Source organism: Streptomyces sp. NPDC058534, from assembly GCF_042717365.1.
In the GTDB taxonomy this organism is placed as follows: Bacteria; Actinomycetota; Actinomycetes; order Streptomycetales; family Streptomycetaceae; genus Streptomyces.
Genome location: NZ_JBHXNW010000007.1, coordinates 61,238 through 86,362, shown reverse-complemented (window position 1 = coordinate 86,362; position 25,125 = coordinate 61,238). Strand labels below are relative to the sequence as shown.

General features: G+C 71.3%; 21 protein-coding genes and 2 pseudogenes. 9 read left to right on the top strand and 14 right to left on the bottom strand.

All coding sequences use genetic code 11. The features are described from left to right. Positions 1-55 precede the first annotated feature (55 nt). Genes ACFWR9_RS06075 through ACFWR9_RS06065 form a run of 3 tightly spaced genes read left to right on the top strand, consistent with a single transcriptional unit; the run spans position 56 to position 2,269 of the window. Positions 56-967, top strand: coding sequence for a phosphotransferase family protein (locus ACFWR9_RS06075; protein WP_383836198.1), 912 nt, complete (start codon positions 56-58; stop codon positions 965-967). Position 968: 1 nt separating this feature from the next. Beyond that, positions 969-1,661, top strand: coding sequence for a class I SAM-dependent methyltransferase (locus tag ACFWR9_RS06070; RefSeq protein ID WP_383836195.1), 693 nt, complete (start codon positions 969-971; stop codon positions 1,659-1,661). Positions 1,662-1,690: 29 nt separating this feature from the next. Continuing rightward, on the top strand, positions 1,691-2,269 hold the full coding sequence (locus ACFWR9_RS06065; protein ID WP_383836192.1) for an HAD domain-containing protein: 579 nt from the start codon (positions 1,691-1,693) through the stop codon (positions 2,267-2,269). A 231-nt stretch (positions 2,270-2,500) separates the two neighbouring features. On the opposite strand, the pseudogene ACFWR9_RS06060 reads toward ACFWR9_RS06065, so the two are convergent. The 3 genes and pseudogenes from ACFWR9_RS06060 to ACFWR9_RS06050 form a co-directional block, all read right to left on the bottom strand. Further along, positions 2,501-3,374 (bottom strand): annotated as a pseudogene (locus ACFWR9_RS06060) (DUF3631 domain-containing protein); the annotation flags it as partial. Positions 3,375-4,018: 644 nt separating this feature from the next. Then, positions 4,019-4,531, bottom strand: a complete 513-nt coding sequence (locus tag ACFWR9_RS06055; RefSeq protein WP_383836432.1) for a hypothetical protein — start codon at positions 4,529-4,531, stop codon at positions 4,019-4,021. A 76-nt stretch (positions 4,532-4,607) separates the two neighbouring features. Then, positions 4,608-6,386 carry a recombinase family protein gene (locus ACFWR9_RS06050; protein ID WP_383836189.1) on the bottom strand — a complete coding sequence of 593 codons (1,779 nt, stop codon included), beginning with the start codon at positions 6,384-6,386 and terminating at the stop codon, positions 4,608-4,610. 35 nt (positions 6,387-6,421) lie between these two features. Here ACFWR9_RS06050 and ACFWR9_RS06045 point away from each other — a divergent pair. Together ACFWR9_RS06045 and ACFWR9_RS06040 are read left to right on the top strand one after the other, a co-directional pair. After that, a pseudogene (locus ACFWR9_RS06045) lies at positions 6,422-7,127 on the top strand (pirin family protein); the annotation flags it as partial. A gap of 65 nt (positions 7,128-7,192) precedes the next feature. Next, positions 7,193-8,263, top strand: coding sequence for an AI-2E family transporter (locus ACFWR9_RS06040; protein WP_383836186.1), 1,071 nt, complete (start codon positions 7,193-7,195; stop codon positions 8,261-8,263). Here the strand turns inward: ACFWR9_RS06040 and ACFWR9_RS06035 are convergent. Further along, positions 8,209-10,359, bottom strand: coding sequence for a SpoIIE family protein phosphatase (locus ACFWR9_RS06035; RefSeq protein WP_383836183.1), 2,151 nt, complete (start codon positions 10,357-10,359; stop codon positions 8,209-8,211). The two genes, ACFWR9_RS06040 and ACFWR9_RS06035, sit on opposite strands and share 55 nt — an antisense overlap. A 162-nt stretch (positions 10,360-10,521) precedes the next feature. Between ACFWR9_RS06035 and aspS the strand changes: the two genes are divergently transcribed. Then, positions 10,522-12,285, top strand: a complete 1,764-nt coding sequence (gene aspS / locus ACFWR9_RS06030) for an aspartate--tRNA ligase (protein ID WP_383836180.1) — start codon at positions 10,522-10,524, stop codon at positions 12,283-12,285. A 70-nt stretch (positions 12,286-12,355) separates the two neighbouring features. On the opposite strand, the gene ACFWR9_RS06025 is transcribed toward aspS, so the two are convergent. The 4 genes from ACFWR9_RS06025 to ACFWR9_RS06010 form a co-directional block, all read right to left on the bottom strand. After that, on the bottom strand, positions 12,356-12,589 hold the full coding sequence (locus tag ACFWR9_RS06025; protein ID WP_383836177.1) for a hypothetical protein: 234 nt from the start codon (positions 12,587-12,589) through the stop codon (positions 12,356-12,358). 20 nt (positions 12,590-12,609) lie between these two features. Further along, the gene (locus tag ACFWR9_RS06020) at positions 12,610-12,975 is read right to left on the bottom strand and encodes a PH domain-containing protein (protein ID WP_383836174.1); all 366 of its coding nucleotides are present in this window, start codon (positions 12,973-12,975) and stop codon (positions 12,610-12,612) included. 98 nt (positions 12,976-13,073) lie between these two features. Continuing rightward, the gene (gene metG, locus ACFWR9_RS06015; RefSeq protein WP_383836171.1) at positions 13,074-14,717 is read right to left on the bottom strand and encodes a methionine--tRNA ligase; all 1,644 of its coding nucleotides are present in this window, start codon (positions 14,715-14,717) and stop codon (positions 13,074-13,076) included. 138 nt (positions 14,718-14,855) lie between these two features. Then, positions 14,856-16,172: a VWA domain-containing protein gene (locus tag ACFWR9_RS06010; protein ID WP_383836169.1), complete on the bottom strand. Its 1,317-nt coding sequence runs from the start codon at positions 16,170-16,172 to the stop codon at positions 14,856-14,858. Positions 16,173-16,436: 264 nt separating this feature from the next. Here ACFWR9_RS06010 and ACFWR9_RS06005 point away from each other — a divergent pair, with 264 nt between their 5' ends. Then, a complete protein-coding gene (locus ACFWR9_RS06005) occupies positions 16,437-18,515 on the top strand; it encodes a PhoX family protein (protein ID WP_383836166.1) in 2,079 nt (692 codons plus the stop codon). A gap of 22 nt (positions 18,516-18,537) precedes the next feature. Here the strand turns inward: ACFWR9_RS06005 and ACFWR9_RS06000 are convergent, their stop codons facing one another. The 4 genes from ACFWR9_RS06000 to ACFWR9_RS05985 form a co-directional block, all read right to left on the bottom strand. Beyond that, the gene (locus tag ACFWR9_RS06000; RefSeq protein WP_383836163.1) at positions 18,538-19,545 is read right to left on the bottom strand and encodes an endonuclease/exonuclease/phosphatase family protein; all 1,008 of its coding nucleotides are present in this window, start codon (positions 19,543-19,545) and stop codon (positions 18,538-18,540) included. 84 nt (positions 19,546-19,629) lie between these two features. After that, positions 19,630-19,767, bottom strand: coding sequence for a hypothetical protein (locus ACFWR9_RS05995; RefSeq protein ID WP_383836160.1), 138 nt, complete (start codon positions 19,765-19,767; stop codon positions 19,630-19,632). Positions 19,768-19,921: 154 nt separating this feature from the next. Beyond that, entirely contained in the window at positions 19,922-20,836 is a 915-nt protein-coding gene (locus ACFWR9_RS05990) for a hypothetical protein (protein ID WP_383836157.1), read from the bottom strand. A 57-nt stretch (positions 20,837-20,893) separates the two neighbouring features. Beyond that, on the bottom strand, positions 20,894-21,319 hold the full coding sequence (locus ACFWR9_RS05985) for a hypothetical protein (protein ID WP_383836154.1): 426 nt from the start codon (positions 21,317-21,319) through the stop codon (positions 20,894-20,896). Positions 21,320-21,434: 115 nt separating this feature from the next. Here ACFWR9_RS05985 and ACFWR9_RS05980 point away from each other — a divergent pair, with 115 nt between their 5' ends. Together ACFWR9_RS05980 and ACFWR9_RS05975 are read left to right on the top strand one after the other, a co-directional pair. Further along, positions 21,435-22,625 (top strand): PP2C family protein-serine/threonine phosphatase, encoded by a 1,191-nt coding sequence (locus tag ACFWR9_RS05980; RefSeq protein ID WP_383836151.1) that lies wholly within the window; start codon positions 21,435-21,437, stop codon positions 22,623-22,625. A 64-nt stretch (positions 22,626-22,689) separates the two neighbouring features. Further along, on the top strand, positions 22,690-23,769 hold the full coding sequence (locus ACFWR9_RS05975; protein WP_383836148.1) for a hypothetical protein: 1,080 nt from the start codon (positions 22,690-22,692) through the stop codon (positions 23,767-23,769). 15 nt (positions 23,770-23,784) lie between these two features. On the opposite strand, the gene ACFWR9_RS05970 is transcribed toward ACFWR9_RS05975, so the two are convergent. Continuing rightward, on the bottom strand, positions 23,785-24,735 hold the full coding sequence (locus tag ACFWR9_RS05970) for a hypothetical protein (protein ID WP_383836145.1): 951 nt from the start codon (positions 24,733-24,735) through the stop codon (positions 23,785-23,787). Positions 24,736-24,877: 142 nt separating this feature from the next. Continuing rightward, positions 24,878-25,060, bottom strand: a complete 183-nt coding sequence (locus ACFWR9_RS05965; protein WP_383836142.1) for a hypothetical protein — start codon at positions 25,058-25,060, stop codon at positions 24,878-24,880. Positions 25,061-25,125: the final 65 nt, after the last annotated feature.

Sequence of the window (25,125 nt, the reverse complement as noted above, 5' to 3'; positions counted from 1 at the left end):
CGGGTCGGCACCTCTCGTCCGCCCCGGACGCCGCCAACAGCACTGGAGCCCTCTCATGGAAACGAGCCTCAACGCCGATCTCCTGGACAACCTGCTGACCATCGCCGGCCGGTCCAGCGCGGTGCGTGAGGAGGTGCGGGTGTGGTCGATGTCCGGCGTCGAGCGTCTGACCTTCACCGACGGCACCACCGCCATCTTCAAGTACGCCAAGAAGCCGTTCGACAGCGAGGACCAGGCGCTCCGGCTGGCACGCACTCTCGGTGTCCCGGTGCCTGCCGTTCACGCCTCCGCGGTCGTGGACGGCTGGCTCGGGATGCTGCTGGAGGACCTCGGCGCTCCCGCCCGCGAGACCGACGACCTCGACGGCGCCACTGCCGCCGTCGTCCTGCATCGAACCCGCACGGCTGCCGCCCTGCCGGTCCTCGACGCGGAAGGGCTGCGCAGGCTTCCGAGCCGGGCCCTGGAGCACCTCGGCCAGCTGCGCAAGGCCGAGCGATGGCAGGACGCCGACGATGTCGAGGACGCTCTCGACCGGATCGCCCATGGCGCTGAGGCCCGCTCAGCGGGTACTGCAACGGCGCCCTTCGGCTGGGTGCACTCCGAGTTCCACCCCACCAGCCTCCACATCGGCCGACACGGCTGGAGGCTCCTGGACTTCGCCCGCGCCTTCACCGGCCCCGGCCTGCTCGACCTCGCCAGCTGGCACGGCACACTCGACACCCCCGACCCCGTACGCCTGCGCGTCTTCCTGGAGACCTACGTCACCGAAGGCGGCACCCCTGACGCCCTCGCCCCGCGTGGCGGGCTCACCGCCGAGAACTGGGCGCTGGGCTGGCACCGCATGTGGGCCGTCGAGTGGTTCATGGAGCAGTCCATCCGCTGGATCAACGATCCCGCCACCGACCCCGCCTACATCAAGGCCGTACGCCGTCACCTCACCGATGTCCTCCACCTCCTGGAGGTCTGACGTGCTCGCCCAGGCGTCCCCCTGGTACGTCCACGCTCTTCAGCGCACAACGGCCAGCCCCGCCGAACCACTGTCCGTACCGGCGCGGATGGAATGGACCACGCGGCCCGGCAGCGGGCCCGGCGCCGAAATCCTCGGCCCGGATTTGCGTCGCAAGCAGCTGCTGGAACTCGGCTGCGGCCCTGGCCACAACGCCGCCCACCTCGCCACCCGTTACGGCGCCCAGGTCACCGGCGTCGACCTCGTCGGCCTGCAGGTCCGTCGAGCCCGCTCGCACTACGGCCGACTGAACAACCTCACCTTCGTGGCGGGCCACGCCCTGCACTACCTGCAAGCCTCCGACGAGCAGTTCGACGCGGTCTACTCCGTCTTCGGAGCCGTCGGCCTCGTCGCCCCCGAACTCCTGCTCCCGGCCATCGGCCAGCACCTCAAGCCCGGCCGCACTCTCGCCTTCTCCGTCCCCCACCCCCAACGCGGCGGCCTCCGCCCGGCCACCGACGACCGGCCCCGCCGCGACTACGTCACCCTCCCCGACCGCGCCCAACTGTCCATCGCCCGCTGGGACTTCGACACCGACCGCTGGGAGAGACACCTCGATCGCGCGGGCCTCTGGCTCAGCTCGGCCCAGGAATTCCACGACGCCCGGCACGGTCGCTGGCCCACCACCCTGCTGATCACCGCGGGCAAGCTCTGAGCCCCAACCAGTTCCCCTGGGAGAATCCGATGCGCCCGCCCTACCTGCTCCTCGACATCGACGGCGTCCTCATTCCCTTCCCCGACGCGGACGGCTCGACCCCAGCCACCCACGCCCGCCACGACGTCGTGCCCGCCGGCCGCAGCGCCGACGACCCGGTCACCATCTGGCTCAACCCCGCCCACGGCCCCATGCTCATGGAAGTGGTCCGTACCGGCATGGTCACGCCAGTCTGGTGCACCAGCTGGCGCCAGGACGCCTCCACTCTGATCGGACCGCTCCTCGGTCTCCCACCCCTGCCGCACGTCGATCTCCCGCACCTCAAGATCACAACCAGTCACCTCAATGGCTACCTGTGGAAGCGCGACCATGTCGAAGCCTGGCTGGCTGACGCCCCCGCTGTGTGGATCGACGACGACTTCACTGGCCTCGACCACTCCTGGGCCGCAGAGCGCACCGCTCGTGGCGCGGCGACCCTGCTGGTTCAGCCTTATCCCCGTGCTGGGCTGCGGGGTGAACACCTGGCCGAAGTCCGAGCGTGGGCCGGGCGGCTGCTCGCCGTGCGGACTGGTGCATCCGCTGCTCCGAGCGGAACCGAAGCAGCCTGACGCGAAGCCGTGGCAGAACAGTCGATGCCCCCGCCGCGTTGCATGGCGAGGGCCTGACCGGGTTCAGCGGTGCCGACAACGTTCTTCGAGCGTCATGTTCACTGGTGTGGCCGGAGGATGTAGAGCAGCGGACGTGGACGTCGTGCCGCTCAAGGTGCTTTGCCTACGTGCTGCCTGAGCGCGCCTGTTCGGCTGCACGGCGATGCGCCAGTTGAGGACCTCGGCGGGGCGCAGATCTTGGGTGGCCAGGGCCTCGGGATTGTCCGCCTGCGCGAAGATGCGGTGGATGTCGCGCAGGAGCCGCGTCTTCAGGCTGCTCTGCTCGTCCTGGGCCGCCTCGTGGCGGGTCATGGCCAAGCAGGCGGCACGAGCCTGGGCGGGGCCACGCGCCGCCTGCCAGGTCGGCGATGATGACCAGCGGCTCCCAGGTGTCCGCCGCCCGGTCCTCCACCGGCATCTGCGGCACCATTCGGGCAGCCTGACCGCGCAGCGGACCCAGCCAGGCGGTCAGCCGGTCACGCAGCGCGTTGAGTTCCGGCACCGAATACCGGGAGCGGAACGGGGTGACCTTCTCGCCCGGCTTACGCTGCTGCATCCGCAGAACGACCGGCCGATCCATGACCGTGTCCGGCAGGTCGCCGATCCCCACGATAGCGGCCATGGCGAAGGTGGGGAACGGGGTCGGCTTGTGCTCCGGACCGGAGATCCGCCAGGCGGGCCGGTTGCGCTGGTGCCCGGCATTCAGCAGGCCACGCAGGATCTCACTGTCACCGCTCGCCTTGGGACCGAAGATGGTGTCCGCCTCGTCCACCAACAGGGTGGGCGGGTTCTTGCCGATGATCCGGAAGATGACCGCCGGAGAGGTGTTCACCGTCATCATCGGCTGGTGCACGGTCTCGTGGAGCACGTCCAGAACCCGGGACTTGCCGCAGCCCTTCGTCGGGCTCACCACCGCCAGACGCGGCGCGTGCTGCAACGCCGTCTGGAGGTGCGTGGCCGCCACCCACAGGGTGACCGCAGTCAGCGCCTCCTCGCTGGGCAGCACCACGTACTTGCCGATCGCTGCCCGCAACTCGTCCAGCAGCACGGCTCCCTCGACGGACACCTGGCCGCCTGCATCAGCATGGTCACAGGTCCCCGACCCGTCGTCGGGGACCGTGGTCTCCGAAGTGCCCTGGGGACCGTCTACACGGCGATCCCCATTCGTGGTCTGCGCGACCGGAACTCGGGGACCGGATCCGGGGATCGGCTGACCGGAAGTCCCCACCAGGTCCCCGGCTTCTGCTCCGTCCGTATCAGCGTTGTCTGCGCTGCCGGGTCCGGTCAGCAGGTCGTTGACCTCCTGGTTCTCTGCTATGCCAGGGGTGATCGTCGAGCGTGCGGTCCCTATCTGTTCCGGGGACCGGTCCCCGGCGTCCATTGCTTTGATGCCATGCGTGGTCCCCAGGCCCGATAGGGGATCACCGTTACTCGCTGAGCCAGGCAGCGGATCAACTGCGGTGGCCCGCTCCCCGGGGTCGGAGCCGTGGGGACCGACTGGCTCAGCAATGCAGTCCCCGCCTTGGGGACGTGCGGGGTCTCCGTCGGGATTCGATCCGAGCGACAGCATCGTCTGGCCGGGAATGGCGACCGGCGGCCAGATGGCCTTCGTTATGTTCTGCGGGTTGGGGAAGGTGTCTTCCATAGTGCTCCTGGGGTGCGCGCAGGCAGGTGCCCGCTACGCGGGGTGGATTCGTTCGGAAACGCCACTCAGGCGGCGAGGCTCAGCGCAGCGCTGGACGCCCAGGGGCCGAGCACTTTCACAATGGGCCTGTGGTAGCAGACCCGGCGGCCATTTTGGGTCGGGAACTCGACCGTTTGGATCGCGAGTTCGCAAAGCGCAGCGTCCCCCACCGCGGCCAGTTGAGTGCGTGTCCGTTGCACCCCCTCGGCGAAGCGCCAGGAGGAAGACCTGAAGCGGAACGAGCCGATGTCAGGGCATCCAGCCAGGCGGAACAGAAGTGTCGTGATCGGCTGCGGCCCTTGGCCGGCCCTGGCCCGCGCCCTGCGCTCGGCCATGGTGTTCGGGCACCCGCAAGGGTGACCTGCATCAGCTTCCGGGGACAGGAACGCACGCCCGTCGCAGTGGTGCGCCAGGCCACGGGAGTCCCACAGCTTCATCTGCCCTGTCAGCCTGCCAGGATTCTCGACGACGACTCGGAGACTGGCCTTCTCGGCTACGACTTCGAACAGCTGCCCGGAGCCCCCGAGGACACCGTCAATGCTCCGGAGAATCGCCGGTTTCTCTAACCGGCGATGTGGGTGTACTCTCCCTCGCTCGTCTCGGTTCAGCGGCAGGTCAGACCGCTTCTGCTAGCACCTCCTGCTGCCTCGATTCACCAGTCTCTGCGTCATCGCCCTCGGCCTGTTCCGGTCGTACGAACTCGACCGTCGCCCGCTTCTCGACGGGCGTCGACCTTCCCGCACCGGACGCCTTGGTGACCGTGACCCGGCGCACGAACAACTTGACGAAGTCCCGGCGCTCTTGCGTCGTCGCGGCCTCCCACCACGAGCCCTCGCCCACCGGGTCGACGTCCCCCGCGTCAATGGGCAGCCAAAGGTGGATCGGGAGCGTGGGCGTCGCCGCCTCCTCCAACTCGGCGAGACGGGCTTCCGCTCGCTCCATGCGCCCAAGGAGCCGTTCCCTGCGCTCGCGGAACCGGCGCCGTCCGACGGGGTCGTCGTAGTCGCCGGCCTCCTCCCGGTCGTACAGCTCCTCCAGTGCGTGCTTGGCATCGGCGCGTTCGGCGACGAGACTACGGCGCTCACCCACGATCTCCGGCTGTTCCGTCTGGGCCGCGTACCGTCGAGCAGCCTCGGCGAGGATGACCGCCGTCTCGGGGTCGTCCTCGGCTGTCTGGGTGAGGGCGAGGATCCGCTGGGCAACGTACAGGTCCAGGGTTTGCATGCTGATCGTGCACTCGCCCTCGTGCTGGCTCGGCAGCGCTTTCCGACGGCGGCAGCGGTACGCGGCCTTGTTGGGAGTGGTGGCGCGGTGCGACGTCATCACCGCACCGCAGTCGCAGAAAAGGACTTCCATGGCGGAGAGGACGGCGTGTCCGCGCGACAGGCCCCTGCCCTGGCCCCTGCCGTCGAGCCACTTCTGCAGTTCGTGCCAGTCGTCCGGCAGGATGATCGGCGGGTACGCCTGGACCGGCTTCATGGTCTCTGGGTCGCGCTCGATGCGGTAACTCTCGATGGCGCCGGTCAGTCTGCCGTCCTCCTGGCGTTTGTACACCGGGGTCGCCGCGTAGCCCGCGATGCGCGGGTCGCGGAGGATGCGCATGGCCGTCTTGGGATCCCAGACGCTGTCCTTCGTCTTCTTGCCGACCCGCTGCCCCTTCGTCGGTACGCCGTCGGCGGTCATCTGGGCACAGATGCCTGTGAGGGAGCCCGGGTGTCGGCGCCCCCCTCCAGGCCGATACGGCATGTCCTTGTACTCCTTGATCCGCGCCCACATGTCCTGGATCACCGGCACCTCGTCGGGATCGTGCTCCAGGACATGGATCACGACGGGCCTGCCGTCGGCCGTCGTGCGCGTCGCGGGGACCATTCGAAAGCCGTACGGCGGCTTGCCGCCCACGTAGCCACCGAGTTCGCGGGCCGTGTTCTTCGCGCCCCGCACCGCGTCGCTCTTGTTCTTGCTCTCACTGTGGGCCGCGTCAAGCCGCAGGATCAGGTGGATCAGGTCCATCAGGTTGCCCTTGCGGAACTCGCCCTCGGTGAGGCTGACGATCGTCACGCCGAGGTTGAGTAGCTCCGTGACGATGGGGATGGCGTCCAGCGGATCCATCCGTGACAGGCGGCTGATGTAGTAGACGATGATCAGGTTGATCCGGCCCTCGTGGCAGTCCTTGAGCAGCCGGCCGTAGTCCGGGCGGCCGTCGCCCGTGAACGCGGATATCCCGAGGTCCTCGTACTCGGTGATGCTGACGGCTCCGCGACGCTTCGCCTCGGCCACACCCGCAGCGCGCTGCGTGACCGTGCTGACCTCGGACTTGTTGGCGCGCCCCACGGACTGACGCCCATAGACACCGGCATGGATGTCCATGCCGGTCACCACCCCTGGTCTGATCATGGGGGGACTCTAGCTGATTATTTGGCCCCCCAATTGGTTTCACCCAGGACACGCCCTGGCACCCGAACCGGCGGCTTCGAGACCATCACCAACGGCGACACCCAGTGGATGACGGCGGGCTCCGGGCTGCTGCACATCGAGGCGCCGCCGGAGCAGCTGGTGATGTCCGGCGGGCTCTTCCACGGGCTCCAGCTGTGGGTGAACCTGCCGCCCCGGGACAAGATGATGGCCCCCAGGTACCAGGACATCCGCAGTGGCAGTGTCCAGCTGCTCACCTCCCCCGACGGCGGCGCGCTGCTCCGGGTCATCGCCGGTGAGCTGGACGGTCACGACGGCCCCGGGATCACGCACACGCCGATCACCATGGTCCACGCGACCCTCGCCCCGGGCGCCGAGGTCACCCTGCCCTGGCGGGAGGAGTTCAACGGCCTGGCGTACGTGATGGCGGGTCGGGGCTCCGTGGGCGCCGAGCGGCGGCCGGTGCGCCTCGGGCAGACCGCCGTCTTCGGGGCCGGCGGTTCGCTGACCGTCCGTGCGGACGAGAAGCAGGACGCGCACACGCCGGACCTGGAGGTCGTGCTGCTCGGCGGGCGGCCGATTCGGGAGCCGATGGCGCACTACGGGCCGTTCGTGATGAACACGCGCGACGAGCTGCAGCAGGCGTTCGACGACTTCCAGAAGGGCCGGCTGGGCACCGTACCGGCGGTGCACGGCATGTCGGAGGCGGGCCCGGAAGCCTGACGTCGTGTCACCCGGGCGGGCCGTCCGCACAGGACAGCCCGCCCGGCGCGTGATCGGCTGGGGCCGTGCAGCTGCTTCCCGGCCCGGTCCGTCGGCTCGCCGCCTGGTGCGCCGTCATCCTGCTCGCCAGCGGTGTCGCCTACGTCGCGATCCGGCTCTGCGTCGAGCTGCGCACCGCGGTGACACCGGCGCTGCTGGCGCTGCTCGGCACCGCGCTGCTCAGACCGCTGCACCGGCGGCTGGTCAAGGCGCACGTGCAGCGCTCGCTGGCGGCAGGGCTGACCTGTGTCGCCGTCGTCGCCGTGGTCGGCGGGGCCGTGTACATCGTGGTGTCCGTGCTCATCGAGACCGGCGAGCAGATCATCGCCTCGGTCCGGCACGCCGCGCGGGACATCGCCGACCACTTCGGGGCGGCCGGGACCTCGCTGGACGACCTGGCGTCCAACGCGCGTGAGCTGCTGGGCAAGTTCGGCGGGACGGCCGCCTCCGGTGTGGTCACCGGGCTCAGCGTCGTCGGCGAGATGCTGGCCGTGGCGGTGCTCGCCCTGCTGCTGGTCTTCTTCTTCCTGCGCGACTCCGACCGGGCCGTCGGCACGGTGCGCGCGATCGCCCCGCCCGGCGCCGCCGACACCGTCGAGGCGATGGCCCGGCGCGCCTTCGGGGCCGTCGAGGGCTTCATGCGCGGCACCACCCTCATCGCCCTCATCGACGCGCTCTGCATCACCATCGGGCTGCTGATCCTGCGCGTCCCCGGCGCGGTGGGGCTCGGCGCGCTGGTCTTCGTCGGGGCCTACATCCCGTACCTGGGGGCGTTCATCTCCGGCACCGTCGCCGTGCTGGTCGCGCTGGCGGACCGGGGGTTCGTCATCGCGCTCTGGGCCCTCGGGGTGGTCGTGGCCGTGCAGGTGCTTGAGGGGCACGTGCTCCAGCCGATGATCCAGAGCCGGACCGTGCAGATGCACCCGGCGGTCGTGCTGCTGGCGCTGACCGCGGGGGCGTCGGTGGCGGGCATCCTGGGGATGCTGCTCGCCGTTCCGCTGACCGCGGCGGCGTTCGGGATCGTCCACGAGCTCCAGAAGCGTTACGCCGCTTCGGAACCGTCGGCCGGGCCGCCGTCCGGGGCCGCCGACTCGTAGACCTCGTACCAGATGCTCTTGCCCTCGCCGCGCGGGGCGACGCCCCAGGCGTCGGCGAGCAGTTCGATCAGCATCAGGCCGCGTCCCGAGGAGGCCATCTCCCCCGGGCGGCGCTTGTGCGGCAGGTCGTCGCCGTTGTCGGTGACCTCCACCCGGATCCGCCGTTCGCCGGGCTCGCCGGCGACCTCGGCGACGAGCAGGGCGTCGGTGTCGGTGTGCACCAGGACGTTCGTCAGCATCTCGGAGAGCAGGAGGACCGCCGCGTCCCGCTGGTCGTCGTCGGGCCAGTCGTGCAGCAGGTCACGCAGATGCTGCCGGGCGGTGGCGATCCGGGCGGGCTCGGCCTGCGCGACCGAGAGCATGGTGCGGCGCACCGTCGGCCGGGCCACGGTGCTGTCGCCGCAGCCGCAGCCCTCGCCCTGCCGGCACAGCAGCAGCAGGGCGATGTCGTCCTCCCGCCGGTCGGCCAGCGGGCCGGTGGTGTGGTGCGAGGAGGGGCCGTGCACGGCCTGGACCAGGGCGTCGGCGAGGTCCTCCAGGCCGCCCGCGTGGTCCTCCAGGATCACGCGGAGGCGGTGCCAGCCGGTCTGCAGGTCGTGGCCGCCGGTCTCCACCAGGCCGTCCGTGCACAGCATCAGGGTGTCCCCGGGCTCCAGGGCGAGCCGGGTGGTCGGGTAGTCGGTGTCCGGGTCGATGCCGAGGGGCAGTCCGCCCGCCGTGGCGAGGATCAGCGCCGTCCCGTCCGCCATGCGCACCACCGGGTCCAGATGCCCGGCGCGGGCGCTCTCCACGGTGCCCGTCGCGGGGTCGACCTCGGCGTAGTAGCAGGTCGCGAAGCGCAGGTCGCCGGGGTCGTCGTCGGACTGGGTCAGGCCGTGGAAGAAGTGCGAGGCGCGGGAGAGCACCGCGTCCGGGCGGTGGCCCTCGGAGGCGTAGGCGCGCAGCGCGATGCGCAGCTGGCCCATCAGCGCGGCCGCCCGTACGTCGTGTCCCTGGACGTCGCCGATCACCAGGGCGAAGCGTTCCCCGGGCAGCGGGATCATGTCGTACCAGTCGCCGCCGACCTGGAGTCCGCCGCCGGTGGGGACGTAGCGGGCGGCGATGTCCATGCCGGGGATCTCCGGGCCCAGCACGGGCAGCATGGTGCGCTGGAGCCCGTCGGTCAGCTCCCGCTGGGTCTCGGCGGCGCCCGCCCGGGACAGGGCCTGCGCCAGCATCCGCGCCACGGTGGTCAGCACGGACCGCTCGTCCGGGGTGAACGCGACCGGGTACGCGAAGGCCGCCAGCCAGGCGCCCATGGTGCGGCCGGCCACGGTCAGCGGCAGGTAGGCCCAGGAGCGGCGGCCGAAGCGCTCGGCGAGCGGCCAGGTCATGGGGTAGCGGGACCGGTACTGCTCGGGGGAGGAGAGGTAGACCGCCCGGCCGGTGCGGACCACCTCGGCGGCCGGGTAGTCGGTGTCCAGGGACATGTCCACGAACGGGTTGACCTCGTTCTCGGGCTGCCCGTGGTGGCCGATGACGGTGAGGCGGTCGCCGGAGACCCCGAACACCGCGAGGCCGTCCGGCGAGAAGCCCGGCATCGACAGGGCCGCGGCGACCCGCAGCACCTCCTCCGTGGAGCGCGCCTCGGCCAGGGCCCGGCCCGCGTCCAGCAGGAAGGCCTCGCGCGAGCGGCGCCAGTCGCCGGTGACCGCGCTGCGGCCCGCGGGGGTGCCGGGGGTGGGCTCGGCGACCTCCTGGAGGGTGCCGGTCAGCTCGTACGCCTTGCGCACGGGGTCGAAGGAGGGCTTGGAGCGGCTGCGGACCACGCGGACGACATGGCCCCGCTCGTCCATGATCCGGATCCGGACCTCGGCGAGGGTGCCCTCCGCGACGGCGAGCTGGACCACTCCGGTGATCTCGTTCCAGTCGACCGGATGCAGCCGGGCCCGTACCTGCGCCTCGGTGAGGCACACGCGTTCCGCGGGCAGTCCCAGCAGGCGGGCGGCCTCCGCGTCCACCGTGACCTCACCCGTGGCGGTGTCCCAGTGCCACAGGCCGGTCGCCAGGGCGGCGAGGACGTCCCCCACGTCGGGCAGGGGCTCACCAGTGCGCATGGGCCCACTGTAGGAAGAGGTGATCGCACGCTGCCACCGCTCGCGGCGGGGCCACGGCGGGTCAAAGGGGAGGAAGGCAGCCTTGGGTGCCCGGTACGCTGGGGTTGTTTCACGTGAAACGCGAAACACCATCCCCGATCCGCGAAGGCTGGATGAACGACGATGCATCGGTACAGGTCCCACACCTGCGGCGAGCTCCGCTCCTCTGACGTCGGCACCGACGTCCGACTGAGTGGCTGGCTGCACAATCGGCGCGACCTGGGCGGCATCCTCTTCATCGATCTGCGCGATCACCACGGCATCACGCAGCTCGTCGCCCGTCCGGGCACCGAGGCGTACGAGGCGCTGGACAGGCTGACCAAGGAATCGACCGTTCGGGTCGACGGCCAGGTCGTCTCCCGCGGCGCCGAGAACATCAACCCCGACCTGCCCACCGGCGAGGTCGAGGTCGAGGTGGGCGAGGTCGAGCTGCTCGGCGCCGCCCAGCCGCTGCCCTTCACCATCAACACCGAGGACGGGGTCAACGAGGAGCGGCGGCTGGAGTACCGCTTCCTCGACCTGCGCCGCGAGCGCATGCACCGCAACATCATGCTGCGTACGTCGGTCATCTCCTCGATCCGCAGCAAGATGGTGGCCCTCGGCTTCAACGAGATGGCGACGCCGATCCTCACCGCGACGTCCCCCGAGGGCGCCCGCGACTTCGTCGTCCCCTCCCGCCTCCACGCGGGACGGTTCTACGCCCTGCCGCAGGCGCCGCAGCAGTTCAAGCAGCTCCTGATGATCTCCGGCTTCGACCGGTACTTCCAGATCGCGCCCTGCTTCCGCGACGAGGACGCCCGCGCGGACCGCTCGCCGGGCGAGTTCTACCAGCTCGACGTCGAGATGAGCTTCGTCGAGCAGGAGGACGTCTTCCGGCCGATCGAGCAGCTGATGACGGAGCTGTTCGAGGAGTTCGGCAACGGCCGGCACGTGACCTCGCCGTTCCCGCGCATCCCGTTCCGCGAGGCGATGCTGAAGTACGGCTCCGACAAGCCCGACCTGCGGGCCCAGCTGGAGCTGGCCGACATCACCGACGTCTTCGAGGGCTCGGAGTTCAAGGCGTTCGCCGGCAAGCACGTCCGCGCGCTGCCCGTGCCGGACGTCTCGGGCCAGCCCCGCAAGTTCTTCGACCAGCTCGGCGACTACGCGGTGGAGCAGGGCGCCAAGGGCCTGGCCTGGGTCCGCGTCGCCGAGGACGGCTCGCTGACCGGCCCGATCGCGAAGTTCCTCACCGAGGAGAACGTCGCCGAGCTGACCAAGCGCCTCTCGCTGGCCGCCGGGCACGCGGTGTTCTTCGGCGCGGGTGAGTTCGACGAGGTCTCCAAGATCATGGGCGCGGTGCGGGTCGAGGTCGCCAAGCGTGCCGGGCACTTCGAGGAGAACGTCTTCCGGTTCTGCTGGATCGTCGACTTCCCGATGTTCGAGAAGGACGAGGAGACGGGGAAGATCGACTTCTCCCACAACCCGTTCTCGATGCCGCAGGGCGGCATGGACGCGCTGGAGAACCAGGACCCGCTGGACATCCTTGCCTGGCAGTACGACATCGTCTGCAACGGCGTGGAGCTGTCCTCGGGCGCGATCCGGAACCACGAGCCGGACATCATGCTCAAGGCCTTCGGGATCGCGGGCTACGACGCGGAGACCGTCGAGCGCGAGTTCGCCGGCATGCTCCGCGCGTTCCGCTTCGGCGCCCCGCCGCACGGCGGCATCGCCCCGGGCGTCGACCGCATCGTGATGCTGCTGGCCGACGAGCCCAACATCCGCGAGACCATCGCCTTCCCGCTCAACGGCAACGCCCAGGACCTGATGATGGGCGCCCCGACGGAGCTGGACGAGTCGCGGCTGAGGGAGCTGCACCTGACGGTACGCAAGCCGCAGCCGCAGTAGTCGAGGCGTACGAAGGGGCCCGGCATCGTGATCGATGCCGGGCCCCTTCGGGTCTGCCGGTCCGGGTCGGTCAGCCGGATTCGTCCGCGGGGCGCATCAGGGCCCGCGCCAAGTGCTTGCGGGTCTTCGGGTCATCGGCCACGTACTGCCGCAGATAACCGCAGTCGGCGCAGACGAGCGTCGTGAGCGCGAGCGTCTTGTGGGCGAAGTTGTCCCTGAGCCTGACGATGACCGAGCCGCCCCGGTGCTGGTTGACCTCGACGGGGAAGACCTCCCCCGATCCGCAGTCCGGGCACCGCCGCACGTCTCCGCCTCCGTCCGGGGTCACCTGGCGACGAACTGGGTCAGGATGGCCTGGACCTCGTAGATGTCGACGCCCTTGGTGAAGGTCTTCTGGATCGGGGTCTGGGAGCCGGAGAGCCAGATCTTCAGTTCCGCGTCGAGGTCGAAGGTGCCGGCCGTCTCGACCGCGAAGTGCGTGATGCTGCGGTACGGGACCGAGTGGTACTCCGTCTTCTTGCCGGTGATGCCCTGCTTGTCGATCAGGATCAGGCGCCGGTCGGTGAACAGGATGGTGTCGCGGATCAGCAGGTACGCGGCGTGGACCTGCTCGCCGTGGCCGAGCAGGCGGGCGTACTCCTGCTGGGCCTGGGCCGGGTCGATGCTGTGGGCGTTGCCGAACAGTGCCATGGGAGCCCCCTCGTGTACTCGCTGTGCACCGATCTTCGCAAAGCCGGGGGCCCGGGAGAAGGTCTGATCCTCCCGGGCCCCCGGCTGTAGCGAGCGCGTTACGCGGTCGGCTTCTCCTCGAGACGGGGGAAGAGCACCGCGCCCTTGGTGACGGTCGCGCCGGCGGGCAGGCGGCCCCAGTCCGCGGAGTCCTGGACCTTCTGGTCCGCGAGGGCGCCGAGGGAGGCCTCGGCGCCGAGGGAGTCCCAGAGCTTCTGCGAGGTGTCCGGCATGATCGGGTTCAGCAGGACGGCCACCGCGCGGAGCGACTCCGCGGCCGTGTAGAGGATCGTCGCCAGGCGGGCCCTGCCCTCCGGTGAACCCGCTGCGTCAGCAGCATGATCGAATGCAGTCTTCGCGACCTTCCAGGGCTCCTGCTCGGTGATGTAGCCGTTGACCTGCTTCACGAAGTCGAAGACCGCCAGGATGCCGCCCTGGAAGTCCAGCTCCTCGCCGATCTTCCGGTCGGCCTCCGTGACGGCCCTGGTCAGGCCGGAGTGGATCGCCTTCTCGGCCTCGCTGTCCGCCGTCGCCTCCGGCAGCTCGCCGCCGAAGTACTTGCCGACCATGGCCGCGACGCGGGAGGCGAGGTTGCCGTAGTCGTTGGCCAGCTCGCTGGTGTAGCGGGCGGAGAAGTCCTCCCAGGAGAACGAGCCGTCCTGGCCGAACGCGATCGCGCGCAGGAAGTACCAGCGGTACGCGTCCACGCCGAAGTGCGAGGTCAGGTCCTGCGGCTTGATGCCCGTCAGGTTGGACTTGCTCATCTTCTCGCCGCCGACCATCAGCCAGCCGTTCGCGGCGATCTTGCCCGGCAGCGGGAGGCCCTGCGCCATCAGCATGGCCGGCCAGATGATCGCGTGGAAGCGGAGGATGTCCTTGCCGACCAGATGGACGTCGGCCGGGAAGGTCGACTCGAACTTCTCCGGGTTCTCGTTGTAGCCGACCGCCGTGGCGTAGTTCAGCAGGGCGTCGACCCACACGTAGATGACGTGCTTCTCGTCCCAGGGCACCGGGACGCCCCAGTCGAAGGTCGAGCGGGAGATGGAGAGGTCCTGGAGTCCCTGCCGTACGAAGTTCATGACCTCGTTGCGCGCGGACTCGGGCTGGATGAAGCCCGGGTTGGCCTCGTAGTGGGCGAGGAGCTTCTCGCTGTACTCGCTCAGCTTGAAGAAGTAGTTCTCCTCACTGAGGATCTCCACCGGCTTCTTGTGGATCGGGCACAGCTTCTGGCCCGCGTACTCGCCCTCGCCGTCGAGCAGCTCGCCGGGGAGCTTGTACTCCTCGCAGCCCACGCAGTACGGGCCCTCGTAGCCGCCCTTGTAGATCTCGCCCTTGTCGTGCAGGTCCTGCACGAACTCCTGGACGCGGTCGGTGTGCCGCTTCTGCGTGGTGCGGATGAAGTCGTCGTTCGCGATCTCCAGGTGCTCCCACAGGGGCTTCCAGGCCTCGGTGACGAGCTTGTCGGCCCAGGCCTGCGGGGTGACCCCGTTCGCCTCGGCCGTGCGCATGATCTTCTGACCGTGCTCGTCCGTGCCGGTGAGGTACCACACCTTCTCGCCGCGCTGGCGGTGCCAGCGGGTGAGCACGTCGCCTGCGACGGTCGTATAGGCGTGGCCCAGGTGAGGAGCGTCGTTGACGTAGTAGATGGGGGTCGAGACGTAGAACGCCTTCGTCCCCTGCTTCTCGTTTCCAGTGGCCGCCATGGGCGAAATCCTACTGGTCCGTCGGTGATCGACTCACACGCGTTTCGGGGGGTGGACGGGGTGCCTTCGTTGTACTCCGGTTCACCCCCCGACGGGTGGTGCGTGGCGTGCGTGGCCGTGCGTGGCCGTGCGTGGCGGCTACGGGCGCCAGTCGGCCAGGACGCCCTCGTACAGCTCCTGGTCGGTGAGTTCCTTGGGGGTCTCGCCGGCGAGGAAGTGGGAGGCGTTGGCCGTCTTGAGCTTGCGGAGGTAGTCGAAGGCCTTGTTCTCCGGGTCGCCGAAGGCGACGAAGGAGAAGTGGACGTTCGGGTGCTGCGCGGCGGCGTCGGTCAGGGCCCGGGTGGCCGGGGTCTTGGCGTCGGGGGCGCCGTCGGTCTGGAAGACCACCAGGGCGGGGGTGCCGGCAGGGGCCTCCTTGGTGTGGTGGGCGAGGACGGCTTCTACGGCGGCGTGGTAGCTGGTGCGGCCCATGCGGCCGAGCGCTGCGTGCAGCTCGTCGATCTTGTTCTCGTGGTCGGTGAGGGTGAGGTCGCCGGTGCCGTCCACCTCCGTGGAGAAGAACGTGACGTGGACCGTCGCCTCGGGGTCGAGGTGGGCGGCGAGGGCGAGGGTCTGCTCGGCGAGGGCCTGGGCGGAGCCGTCCTTGAAGTACGGGCGCATGGAGGCGGAGCGGTCGAGGACGAGGTGGACCTTGGCGCGGGTGCCGGTGAGGTTGTGGGTCTTGAGGGTGGTGGCGGCGGCCTTGTAGGCGGTGGTGAGGGCGGGGGCGCGGGATCGGAGGCGTGCGGCTGTTGTCGCCGGTTTCGGGGTCGCCTCCGGCTGGGGGTTCGGGGGCGCCTCGGCTTCGCCTTCGGCGTCCTTGTTCCCACCCGCACCACCCGTGCTGCTTTCGTTGTCGGGTGCGGGTGGCCCCTGTGGGGCCTCGGCGCCGTCGGCGGCTGCGGGCTCGGGGGTGTGGGTGGGGACCGGGGGCTCCACCGGCTTCGCCTCGGCCTCCGGCTTCGGCTTCGGCTTCGCCTCGGCCTCCGGCTTCGGCTTCGGCTTCGCCTCGGCCTCAGCTTCCGGCTTCGCCTCGGCTTCCGGCTCGGGCTCGGGCTTCGCTTCCGCCTCGGGCTTCGGCTTCGGCCCGGGCTTTGCCTCGGCTTCCGGCTTCGGCTTCGGCTTTGCCTTCGCTTCCGGCTTTGCGTTCGGCTCTGGCTCCGAGGTCGGGTGTGGGACTGTGATGTTGGTGAAGGCGGCCTTGACGAGGTCGTGTTCGTCGGGGGTGGTTTCCGAGCGGGGCTCGGGGACCTGGGGGGCCTCCGGCTGGGCCGGGGGTGCGGTGGGCTGGGACGGGAGCTTCGGCTCCGGCGCGGTGACCGGCGGTGCCGTCTTCTGCGTCGCACCCTCCGCAGGGGCGGTCTGTTCTTTGCGTGACCGGCCGAACGCGTTCCGCAGGAGAGTGAGAATGCCCATGTGCGCAACCCTTCGCGTGAGTTGATGCCCGTCAATCCCTGGCCAGGACGGACACGTAAGGTTAGCGGTCCCGACTTGTGATCTTGTGCAGGGTCTGCACGAAAGCACGGGCGCGTCAAGGTGGGATCGAGACGCCGCGGCAATTCCCTTCCGGCTTCCGGGGGTTCACCCGTCGTTCACCGCACCGCCCGGCTCCCGCACGTATGTGCACCTACGGTCGCGCTGACACCAAGGGTTACCAGGGTTTCTCAAGGGGAGAACACAGTGCGCAAGCTGCTGCCGTTGATCGGCACGCCGTCCGGTTCGCATCCCGGCGGCCGGTCCGCCATGACCTGCCGTTTCCGGTGTGGTGACGCCTGTTTCCACGAGGTGCCCAACACCAGCTCCAACGAGTACGTCGGTGACGTGATCGCCGGCGCGCTCAGCCGCCGTTCCATGATGCGTGCCGCGGCCGTCGTGACCGTCGCCGCGGCGGGTGCCGGGGCCGTGGGCGTGGCCGGGGCGCCGTCGGCGCAGGCCGCGCCGGTGGCCGGCCGGGGGCACGGGCACCGTCCGAAACCGCAGGGTGCGCGCGGGCTGCGGTTCACGCCCGTCGCACCCAACACGGACGACACCGTCACCGTTCCGGAGGGTTACCGGCAGGACGTCGTGATCCGTTGGGGTGAACCCATTCTGCGCGGGGCGCCCGCCTTCGACCCGGAGAAGCAGACCGCCGAGGCCCAGGCCGGTCAGTTCGGGTACAACAACGACTTCCTGGCGCTGCTGCCGCTGCGGGGCGAGCGCGGCCGGCAGGTCCTCGTCGCCAACCATGAGTACACCGACGAGATTCTTATGTTCCGGGGCTACGACCCCGAGAATCCGACGCGCGAGCAGGTCGAGGTCGCCTGGGCCGCACACGGGCTGTCCGTCGTAGCCGTGGAGGAGGAAAGGAGGAGTGGGCGGCTGACGCCCGTCTCGCGGCATCGGCTCAACCGGCGGGTCACCGCCACCACCGAGTTCCGGCTGACCGGGCCCGCCGCCGGGTCCGACCTGGTGAAGACCTCCGTCGACCGGTCCGGGCGCAAGGTGCTCGGCACCCTCAACAACTGCTCCGGCGGCACCACCCCGTGGGGCACCACGTTGCACGGCGAGGAGAACTTCAACCAGTACTTCGCCAACGGCCACAGCACCACCGACAAGCGGTACGGGGTCGGCACCGGCGCCACCGAGCGCAAGTGGGAACGCTTCGACAAGCGGTTCGACGTCGCCCAGGAACCGAACGAGGTGCACCGCTTCGGGTACGTCGTCGAGCTCGACCCGTACGACCCGGACTCCACGCCCCGCAAGCACACCCTGCTCGGCCGCTTCAAGCACGAGGCCGCCACCGTGCGGCTGACCTGGGACGGCCGCCCGGTCGTCTACACCGGCGACGACGAGCGGTTCGACTACTTCTACAAGTTCGTAGGCAGCAAGCGGATGCGGCACGGCAGCAGCCGCGGGGCGCGCGAGCACAACCTGTCGCTGCTCGACGAGGGCACCCTGTACGTCGCGGGGCTCAGCGGGGACTCCCCGGCGATCGAGATCGACGGCACGGGCAGGCTGCCGCGCGACGGCGAGTTCGACGGCAGCGGCCGCTGGATCCCGCTGGTCACCGCGACCGAGGACGGCGCCGTCTCGCACGTCGAGGGCATGAGCGCCGAGGAGGTGTGCGTGTTCACGCGGCTCGCCGGGGACAGGGTCGGCGCGACGAAGATGGACCGGCCCGAGGACATCGAGCCGTCGCCGGCGACCGGCAAGGTGTACGTCGCCCTCACCAACAACTCCAACCGCGGGGTGGGCTCCAATGCCAAGGCGGACGAGGCCAACCCGCGCCACGCCAACAAGCACGGGCACGTCCTGGAGCTGACCGAGCGCTGGAACCGGGCCGACGCCACCACCTTCGCCTGGTCGCTGTTCCTGGTCGCGGGCGACCCGGAGGACCCGGCGACCTACTTCGCGGGCTTCCCGAAGGACCGGGTCAGCCCGATCTCCTGCCCGGACAACGTGGCCTTCGACAACCACGGCAACCTGTGGATCTCCACCGACGGCAACGCGCTCGGCACCCACGACGGCCTCTTCGGCGTCGCGACCAAGGGCGACCGGCGCGGTGAGCTGAAGCAGTTCCTGACCGTGCCGACCGGCGCGGAGACCTGCGGTCCGCTCATCCAGGACCGGCGCGTGCTGGTCGCCGTGCAGCACCCGGGCGAGGTGGACGGCGCCTCCGTGGAGGAGCCCGCCAGCACCTGGCCCGACGGGCCGGGGAAGATCGTGCGCCCGGCGGTCGTGGCGGTGTGGCGCGCGGACGGCGAGGACATCGGCGTCTGAGCCCCGCCGCCCCGCCGGCCCCTCAGCCGGACCCGTGCAGCGTGAGGTCGACGACCAGCGCGCGGTGGTCGGTGTCGGCCAGGTCCAGGAACCGGGCGTCGCGCGCGGCGAAGTCCTCCGACACGAGGACGTGGTCGATCTGCACGCCGAACGCCGGGGCGGTCCGGGCCGGCCAGCTGACCGTACGGTCGGCCCCGGCCAGCCGGGCGGCGTCGCGCAGCCCCGTGTCGAGGATGCGGCGGAAGGCGGCGTGGTCCTGGGAGGCGTTGAAGTCGCCGGCCACGACGGCGGGCGTTCCTCGGTCCCCGGCGACCGCGTCCCGCAGCGCGTCCAGCTCGTCGCGCCACAGGCCCACCTGGTCCGGCAGCGGCGGCATCGGGTGGGCGAGCTGGAGCCGTACGGCGTGGCCGCGCACGTCGGCGACGGCGCCCGGCATGCCCATGGTGCCGGGGACGCCGGCGGTGGCCTTGAGCGGGAAGGCGCTCAGGATGACCGACCCCTCGGAGCCGCCGCCCTCCACGGCCCGCCGGTGGGGGTAGTCGGCGGCGAGGTCGCGGCGCAGCGCCGCGTCGCACGTGTACTCGCACTCCTGAACGAATACGAGGTCGGGCTTCTCCTCCCGGACGGCCGCGACGAGCGCGTCGGTGCCCTGCCCGAACTCGACGTTCGAGGTCAGTACCCGCAGCTCGGCGAGGGGCGGCCCGGCGGGCTCGACGGACTTGCCGTACGGCTCGATGAACCAGGCCAGCAGCCCGAGCAGGGCGACGCCCCACACCGCGCCGGTCCACCACCGCGCGAGCAGCGTCAGTAGCAGACCGGTGCCGGTCGGCACGAGCAGCCAGGGCAGGAAGGCGAGCAGCTGCGGTACGGGGGTGACGCCGTCGGTGTCCGCGACGCGGCCGCCGACGACCACGCTGACCAGGGCGAAGAGCAGCGCCGCGCACCAGGCTCCGAAACGCCGTCCGGTGCGGCGGTCGGCCGTTCGGCCGGAGGAGTCCGTCCACTCACCGGTCGCCGTGTCGGTGTCCAAGTCCCGGCCCTTCGCTCGCGGATGCGATGCCCGAATCCTCCCTCAAAGACGGGAGCCGGGGGCCGAAAGTTGCGCGCCGGGCCCCTACGCCGGTGCGTGGAACTCCCGTACGACCTCGATGCGGCCGACGATGTGCCGGTTGAACTCCGCCGGCCTGGCGCACAGGGGCGGCAACTGTTCCTTGGCGAGTGTGGCCGGCTTGATCAGTGCGATCTGAGACAAGTGCGACCTGGGCCACCGGAACACGGTGCCGGCGTGCTGGGTCTCTGAACCACCGGAGTCATGGTTCAGGGCCTCCCCGTTACCGATGCCGGCCGCCCGGGTGCGGATCCCGCCGAATGATCCCGGAGCCGGACGCCGGTCCCGCCAAGTGATTTCAGAGCCGGGTGCGGTTCGGCCCGGGGGTCGTGGGATCGGTGGCGGACGGTGTGGGGGGACGGCGGCGGTGCAGGAGGTGGCGGAGGCGGGCCGTGAGCCAGGAGGTCAGGGCCACCGTGAGGCCGAGGCCGACGAGCAGCCAGGAGGCCGTGCGCAGGGTCTCGGTGAGGGCGTCGTAGGCGGCGCCCGCGGCGGGGCCGTCCACCGGGCCGGGGAGGCCGGTGACGGTGAGCCGGCGGCCGAGCACGACGGCCAGGGCGAGCAGTGCCCCGCCCAGGGCGGTGCCGATCCCGGCGGCCGTGAGCGCGCGGCGGCGGCAGGCGGCGACCGCGATGCCGGTGACCGCGAAGGCGACCGCCGCGAGCGGCAGCCAGAAGGCGGCGACGTCGAGCACGTGGTAGCCCTCCCTGAGCCGGTCCGCCTCGTGGGCCGGGAGCACGGTGACCGCGGTGTGCCGGACGGGAATGCGCCGCGCGAACGGCACGTGGTCCTCGGCCAGGCGCTCCCGTACGCGTGCGGTGACGGGCGCCAGGTCGACGGTGACGGGGCGGCCCCGTGCCCCGTCGTCCCGCAGGGCGCGCAGTACGGCGACGTGGACGGCGCGGTTGGCCGCGTCCCAGCCCACGCGGAAGGCTTCGGTCCGGGTGAAGGAACGGGCCGCGTCCCGCACCAAGAGCCGCACGGCGCCGTTGCCGGGGCCGGCCGCGACCTCGTCGGCCACTCCGGCGCCCAGGGTGTCGGCGACCGTGTCCCGCACGTCCGGGTCGTCGGCGAGCGGCGCCATGGCCGCGACGTACCGCCCGGTGTCGGCCAGCCCGTACGCGACCCAGCCCGCCAGCGTGCCGCACGGTGCGAGCAGGCAGGCGAGAGAGATCAGTACGGCCGACAGGCCGCTCCGAAGTCGCGGGGCCACCCTCCCAGGCAAGCCCGTACCGCGGCCTCGGGCGACCGGCGTGACTGCATATGGCCCCTAAGTACGCGCCGCCCGCGCCTCCTCGGCGTCCTCGTGGGTGCAGTAGCGGTAGAACAATGACCCCGCCACCGCCGCCGCCAGCAGCAGGGACACCAGGATGGACGTGAACATGGCCACGCCGCTGCCGGAGTACAGGAACCCCAGCGCGCTGCCCGCGAACGCGCCCCACAGCACCGCGTGGCCCTCCCGCGGCAGCCGCGCCGACACCGCGCGGACCGCGACGTAGAGCACGAAGAACACGAGGACGCTCAGGAAGCCGACCAGCAGGTTCCAGCCGGTGACGGGCCCGCCGTGGCGGCGTACGGACGCGACCCAGTACCCGTAGACCAGGCCGATCGCCAACGGCATCGCCCATTTCGCCAGCAGGTGGGTCCGCGCGCCGAAGACGTCGGGCGGCGTGTGTGTCGGTACCGCGTGCGCCATGAGAGCACTCCTCTCGCCTCGCCCCGACTTCCAGGGCACACCTGGGCGGGCCGGGCGGCAAGTCAGGATGCGGGGTGCCGGGGGGCGTGTTTCGCTTGCCCCTGTGAGGGGTCGCGTGCGCAGGCCGGTGCGTGGCCGGTGGAAGTGGGGACGGCTGGTCCAGGCCGCCGGCCGCGGCGACTTCGTGTCGCGGCACGAGCTGCTGAGCGTGCGCGGGCACACCGTCGCCTGGCTGGTCCCGCTGGTGCTGCTCGCCGGTATCGCCGCGGCCGACCTCACCACCGGCGTGTTCCAGATCATCTCCTGGACCGTGCTGGTCCCCGGTGTCGCCGCCGCGATCTGCGGAGTGCGGGCCACGGCCCTGTTCGCGACGCTGTCGGTGGGCGTCTACCTCCTCGCCGACCTGGTCTGGAAGCACCGTCAGGAGACCGGGCTGCCCGGCCTGCTGCTCGTCGTCATCGGCGGCGCGGTCGCGGTGGTGGTGGCTGCGGTCCGGGTCGGCGGCGAGCAGCGCATGCTGCACATGCGGGACATCGCGGAGACCACGCGCCGCACCGTGCTGCGCCCGCTCCCGGTGGGATTCGGCGGCCTGGAGCACGCCGCCGTCTACCTCGCCGCGGACAGCCAGGCCCGCGTCGGCGGCGACTTCTACGACATCCAGCCCGGGCCGCACGGCACCCGCGTCCTCCTCGGCGACGTGCAGGGCAAGGGCCTGGGCTCGGTGGACGCGGCCGCCGCCCTGCTCGGCACCTTCCGGGACGCCGCGTTCCACGAGCCGGACCTCGCCGTGGTCGCCGGACACCTGGAGATCCGCATGCTGCGCCACCGCGCGCACACCGCGGCCCTCGGCCACGCCGACGGAGACCGGTTCGCCACGGCCGTGCTGGTCGGCTTCCGCACCGACCTGCCCGACGCCGTGGAGGTCGTCGTCTTCGGCCACGAGCCGCCCCTGGCGGTCGGCCCCCGCGGGGTGCGCGCGTTGCCGGTCGGCGGCGGCCTGCCGCTGGGCATGAGCGACCTCGCCCCCGGGCCCGTGGTGTCGGTGATCCGCGTGGCGCTCGCCGACGACGAGGCGCTGCTGCTCGTCACCGACGGGGTCACCGAGGCCCGCGATCCCGACGGGCGGTTCTACCGGTACGGCGAGGCCGTCGCCCGCGCCGTCGACGCCGACTCCGCGAACGCCGCGCCGCAGCGGCTGGTGACCCTCGTACGGGACGGCACGCTGCGGCACTGCCGGGGGCGGCTGGCCGACGACACCACGGTCTTCGCGGTACGGCGGGTGGGGCGGCCCCCGAAGTGGCCCTGAGCGACCCGCTGTGCAGCCGCAGCGGTTACGGTGCTGCCGTACGTGATCGACAGGGGGAGGGGACATGCCCGGAACCGTGCTGCTGCTCGCGGCGTCGCCCGTGGGCAGGGGATGCCTGGTGGACGCCGCCTCCGTGCTCCCCGTGCTCGCGGCCGTGCCGCCCGCCGTGCTGTCCGGCACCGACACGGCGAACGTCGTCGAACTCGCCGACCCGCTTGAGCCGCAGGCCGTCCTCACCCGGCTGCGCGCCGCGGCGGCGGCCCCGGGACCGCTGACCGTCTACGTCGCCGGGCAGCTCCAGCTGGACCGGCGCCAGCGCCTGCCGCACCTGGCCCTGGCCCGCACCACCCCGGCCACCGTCCGCTACACCGCCCTGCCCTGGCACTGGATCCGCGAGGAGCTGCGACTGCGGCCGAGCGGTGCGACGACGCTGCTGCTCGACCTGCACGCCGACCAGGAGACCTGGCAGTGGCTGCGGGCGAACCCGCTGGACTGCGGACGCAACAACGCTGTTTACGGTCGCGTCGCGCCGCCGCCCGCGCGGCGGACGCTGGCCGCCCCCTCGTACATGCGGGCCCTCGCCACGATCCTGCGCAGCGGGCACCGGCCGCCCCCCGACGAGCTGCACCAGCAGGCGCTGGCCCGCACGGCGGCCGAGGCGGCGGCCGGCGGCGCGGCGGTCGGCGCGGACCTGGTGCTGACCGCGCCGGGGCCGGCCGCGGGCGACCCGCACGCCGTCATCGCCGCCGCCGTGCAGGCCGGCCGGCACCCGGACGCGGACGCCCTCGCCGCCCGGCACGAGGGGGCCGCCGCCCACGCCTACGGGCCGGCCTCCGAGGAGGCGCTGCACTGGACGGAGGTCCGGGCCGACCTGGCGATGTTCGCGGGGGACCCGGTGCGCAGCTGCCGGGCCTGGCTGACGGTGGCCGAGGCCCGGCTGGGCGCCGGCCAGCCCCCGCGGTCACCCGCCGTGGAGGCGGCCGTCGACCGGGCCCACCACCAGTGGGGGCGGGTGCGCGACACCGGCCCGGCCCGCGAACTGGGCGCGGCCCTCGCCGCGCTGCGCGGCCGGGTACCGGGGCGCCGCGAGGGCGCCCTGGACCATGTGCGGCGGGAACTGAGCCGGTTGCAGACCCAGGGCTGAGCCGACCGACACCCGCTAAGCGCGTCCGGCCTTGGCCCGGGTGCGGCGGCCCGTCTCCAGGATGCCGTTGATGATCTCGGTGTGCCGGCCCTTGAGCGCCGCGACGGGTACCTCGATCTTCTGGTGCACCTCGTGCTCGCTCTGCCGTTCCTTCACGCTGTCCTTCTCGTGCCAGCGCAGTTCCGGCCCGCCGGCCTCGATGTGATCGACGCCCGGAACCGTCTGGAGCACCACGCGCTTGCCGGTCTTCGGATCAGGAAGTTCGATCCAGAAGTGGTCGGGGGCGGCGACCCTTCCCGTCATCTTGTAGTTGCACACGACCCAGCCGGCCGCGTTCGCCGGATCTGTCACCTCCAGGCCGTGGGCTCGCACGAAGCCCTCCGTCGCCTGTCGCATGAGGGGCAGGGTGGTCTCTTCCGGGTGCTTCTCGTCTATCTTCCAGGGGTCGTACTGCAGTCCGGCGGCCGTGATCTGGGAGCGCAGTTGGTCAAGTTGCTGCTTGACCGCAGGGGCGATCTGGCTGAGCTTGCTCGACTCACCATTGCTGATCAGGTAATTCCAGCACTCTTCGTGGGAGAGCCCGCCGCCGTCCGAGGCGGCGCGGACCGCCCACTCCCAGCAGGCGCCTTCCTTGTTGTCCTTGGGCAGTTTGTGGGACTGGCCGCCCGTGTTCTCGTAGGTGTCCGTGCGGCCGAGTGCCCCACCGATCATGCTGACCGCGAGCGGGTTGATCTCGCCCTCGGTGCTCTCCTCGTGGCCGCGCTTCGGCGCCCGCTGCACGGTGGCCCCCTCCTGCGCGCCCGGATGTCCGGACCGGCGGAGGGACTCCGTGACGGCGTCGTTGCCGGCGCTCTCCTGCAGACCGAGCAGCCGGGCGTCTCTCGGGTCCTGCGCGGGGCGGCGGACGGCTCGCCGTGGGTCGGTGGCCGACTCCCGTTCGTTGTCCCGGTTGTGGTGTGCCCGCACGCCGGCTCCTCTCTGACCCGGACCCCGTCCGGGCTTGACCCATCTGTCTATCAGCGCGCGACCGCGGAGAGGAGCGAGGGACGGGCACGGCTCGTGGTCGCAGGGGCAGTACTCGTCGCCCTCGTCGTTGCCCGGACGCCGCTCAGCGGTTCACGGAAGCCAGCTCTTCCAGGTCCGGGGCGGTTTCTCCGACCGGCGCCGGTGCGGGGGAGCCGGCCGTGGCCGTCGGGCCGGCGTTCGCGGCCAGCAGCAGGCAGGCCACGGCGGCGAGGGCGGCGGCGAGGGCTCTGGCGTAGCGTTCGGCGGTGCGGGGGCGTACGGGCACGGCGTCCTCTGCGGGATCCGGGGATCGTGTCAAGCACTGTTAAGCGCGCTTAACACGCGGATTAA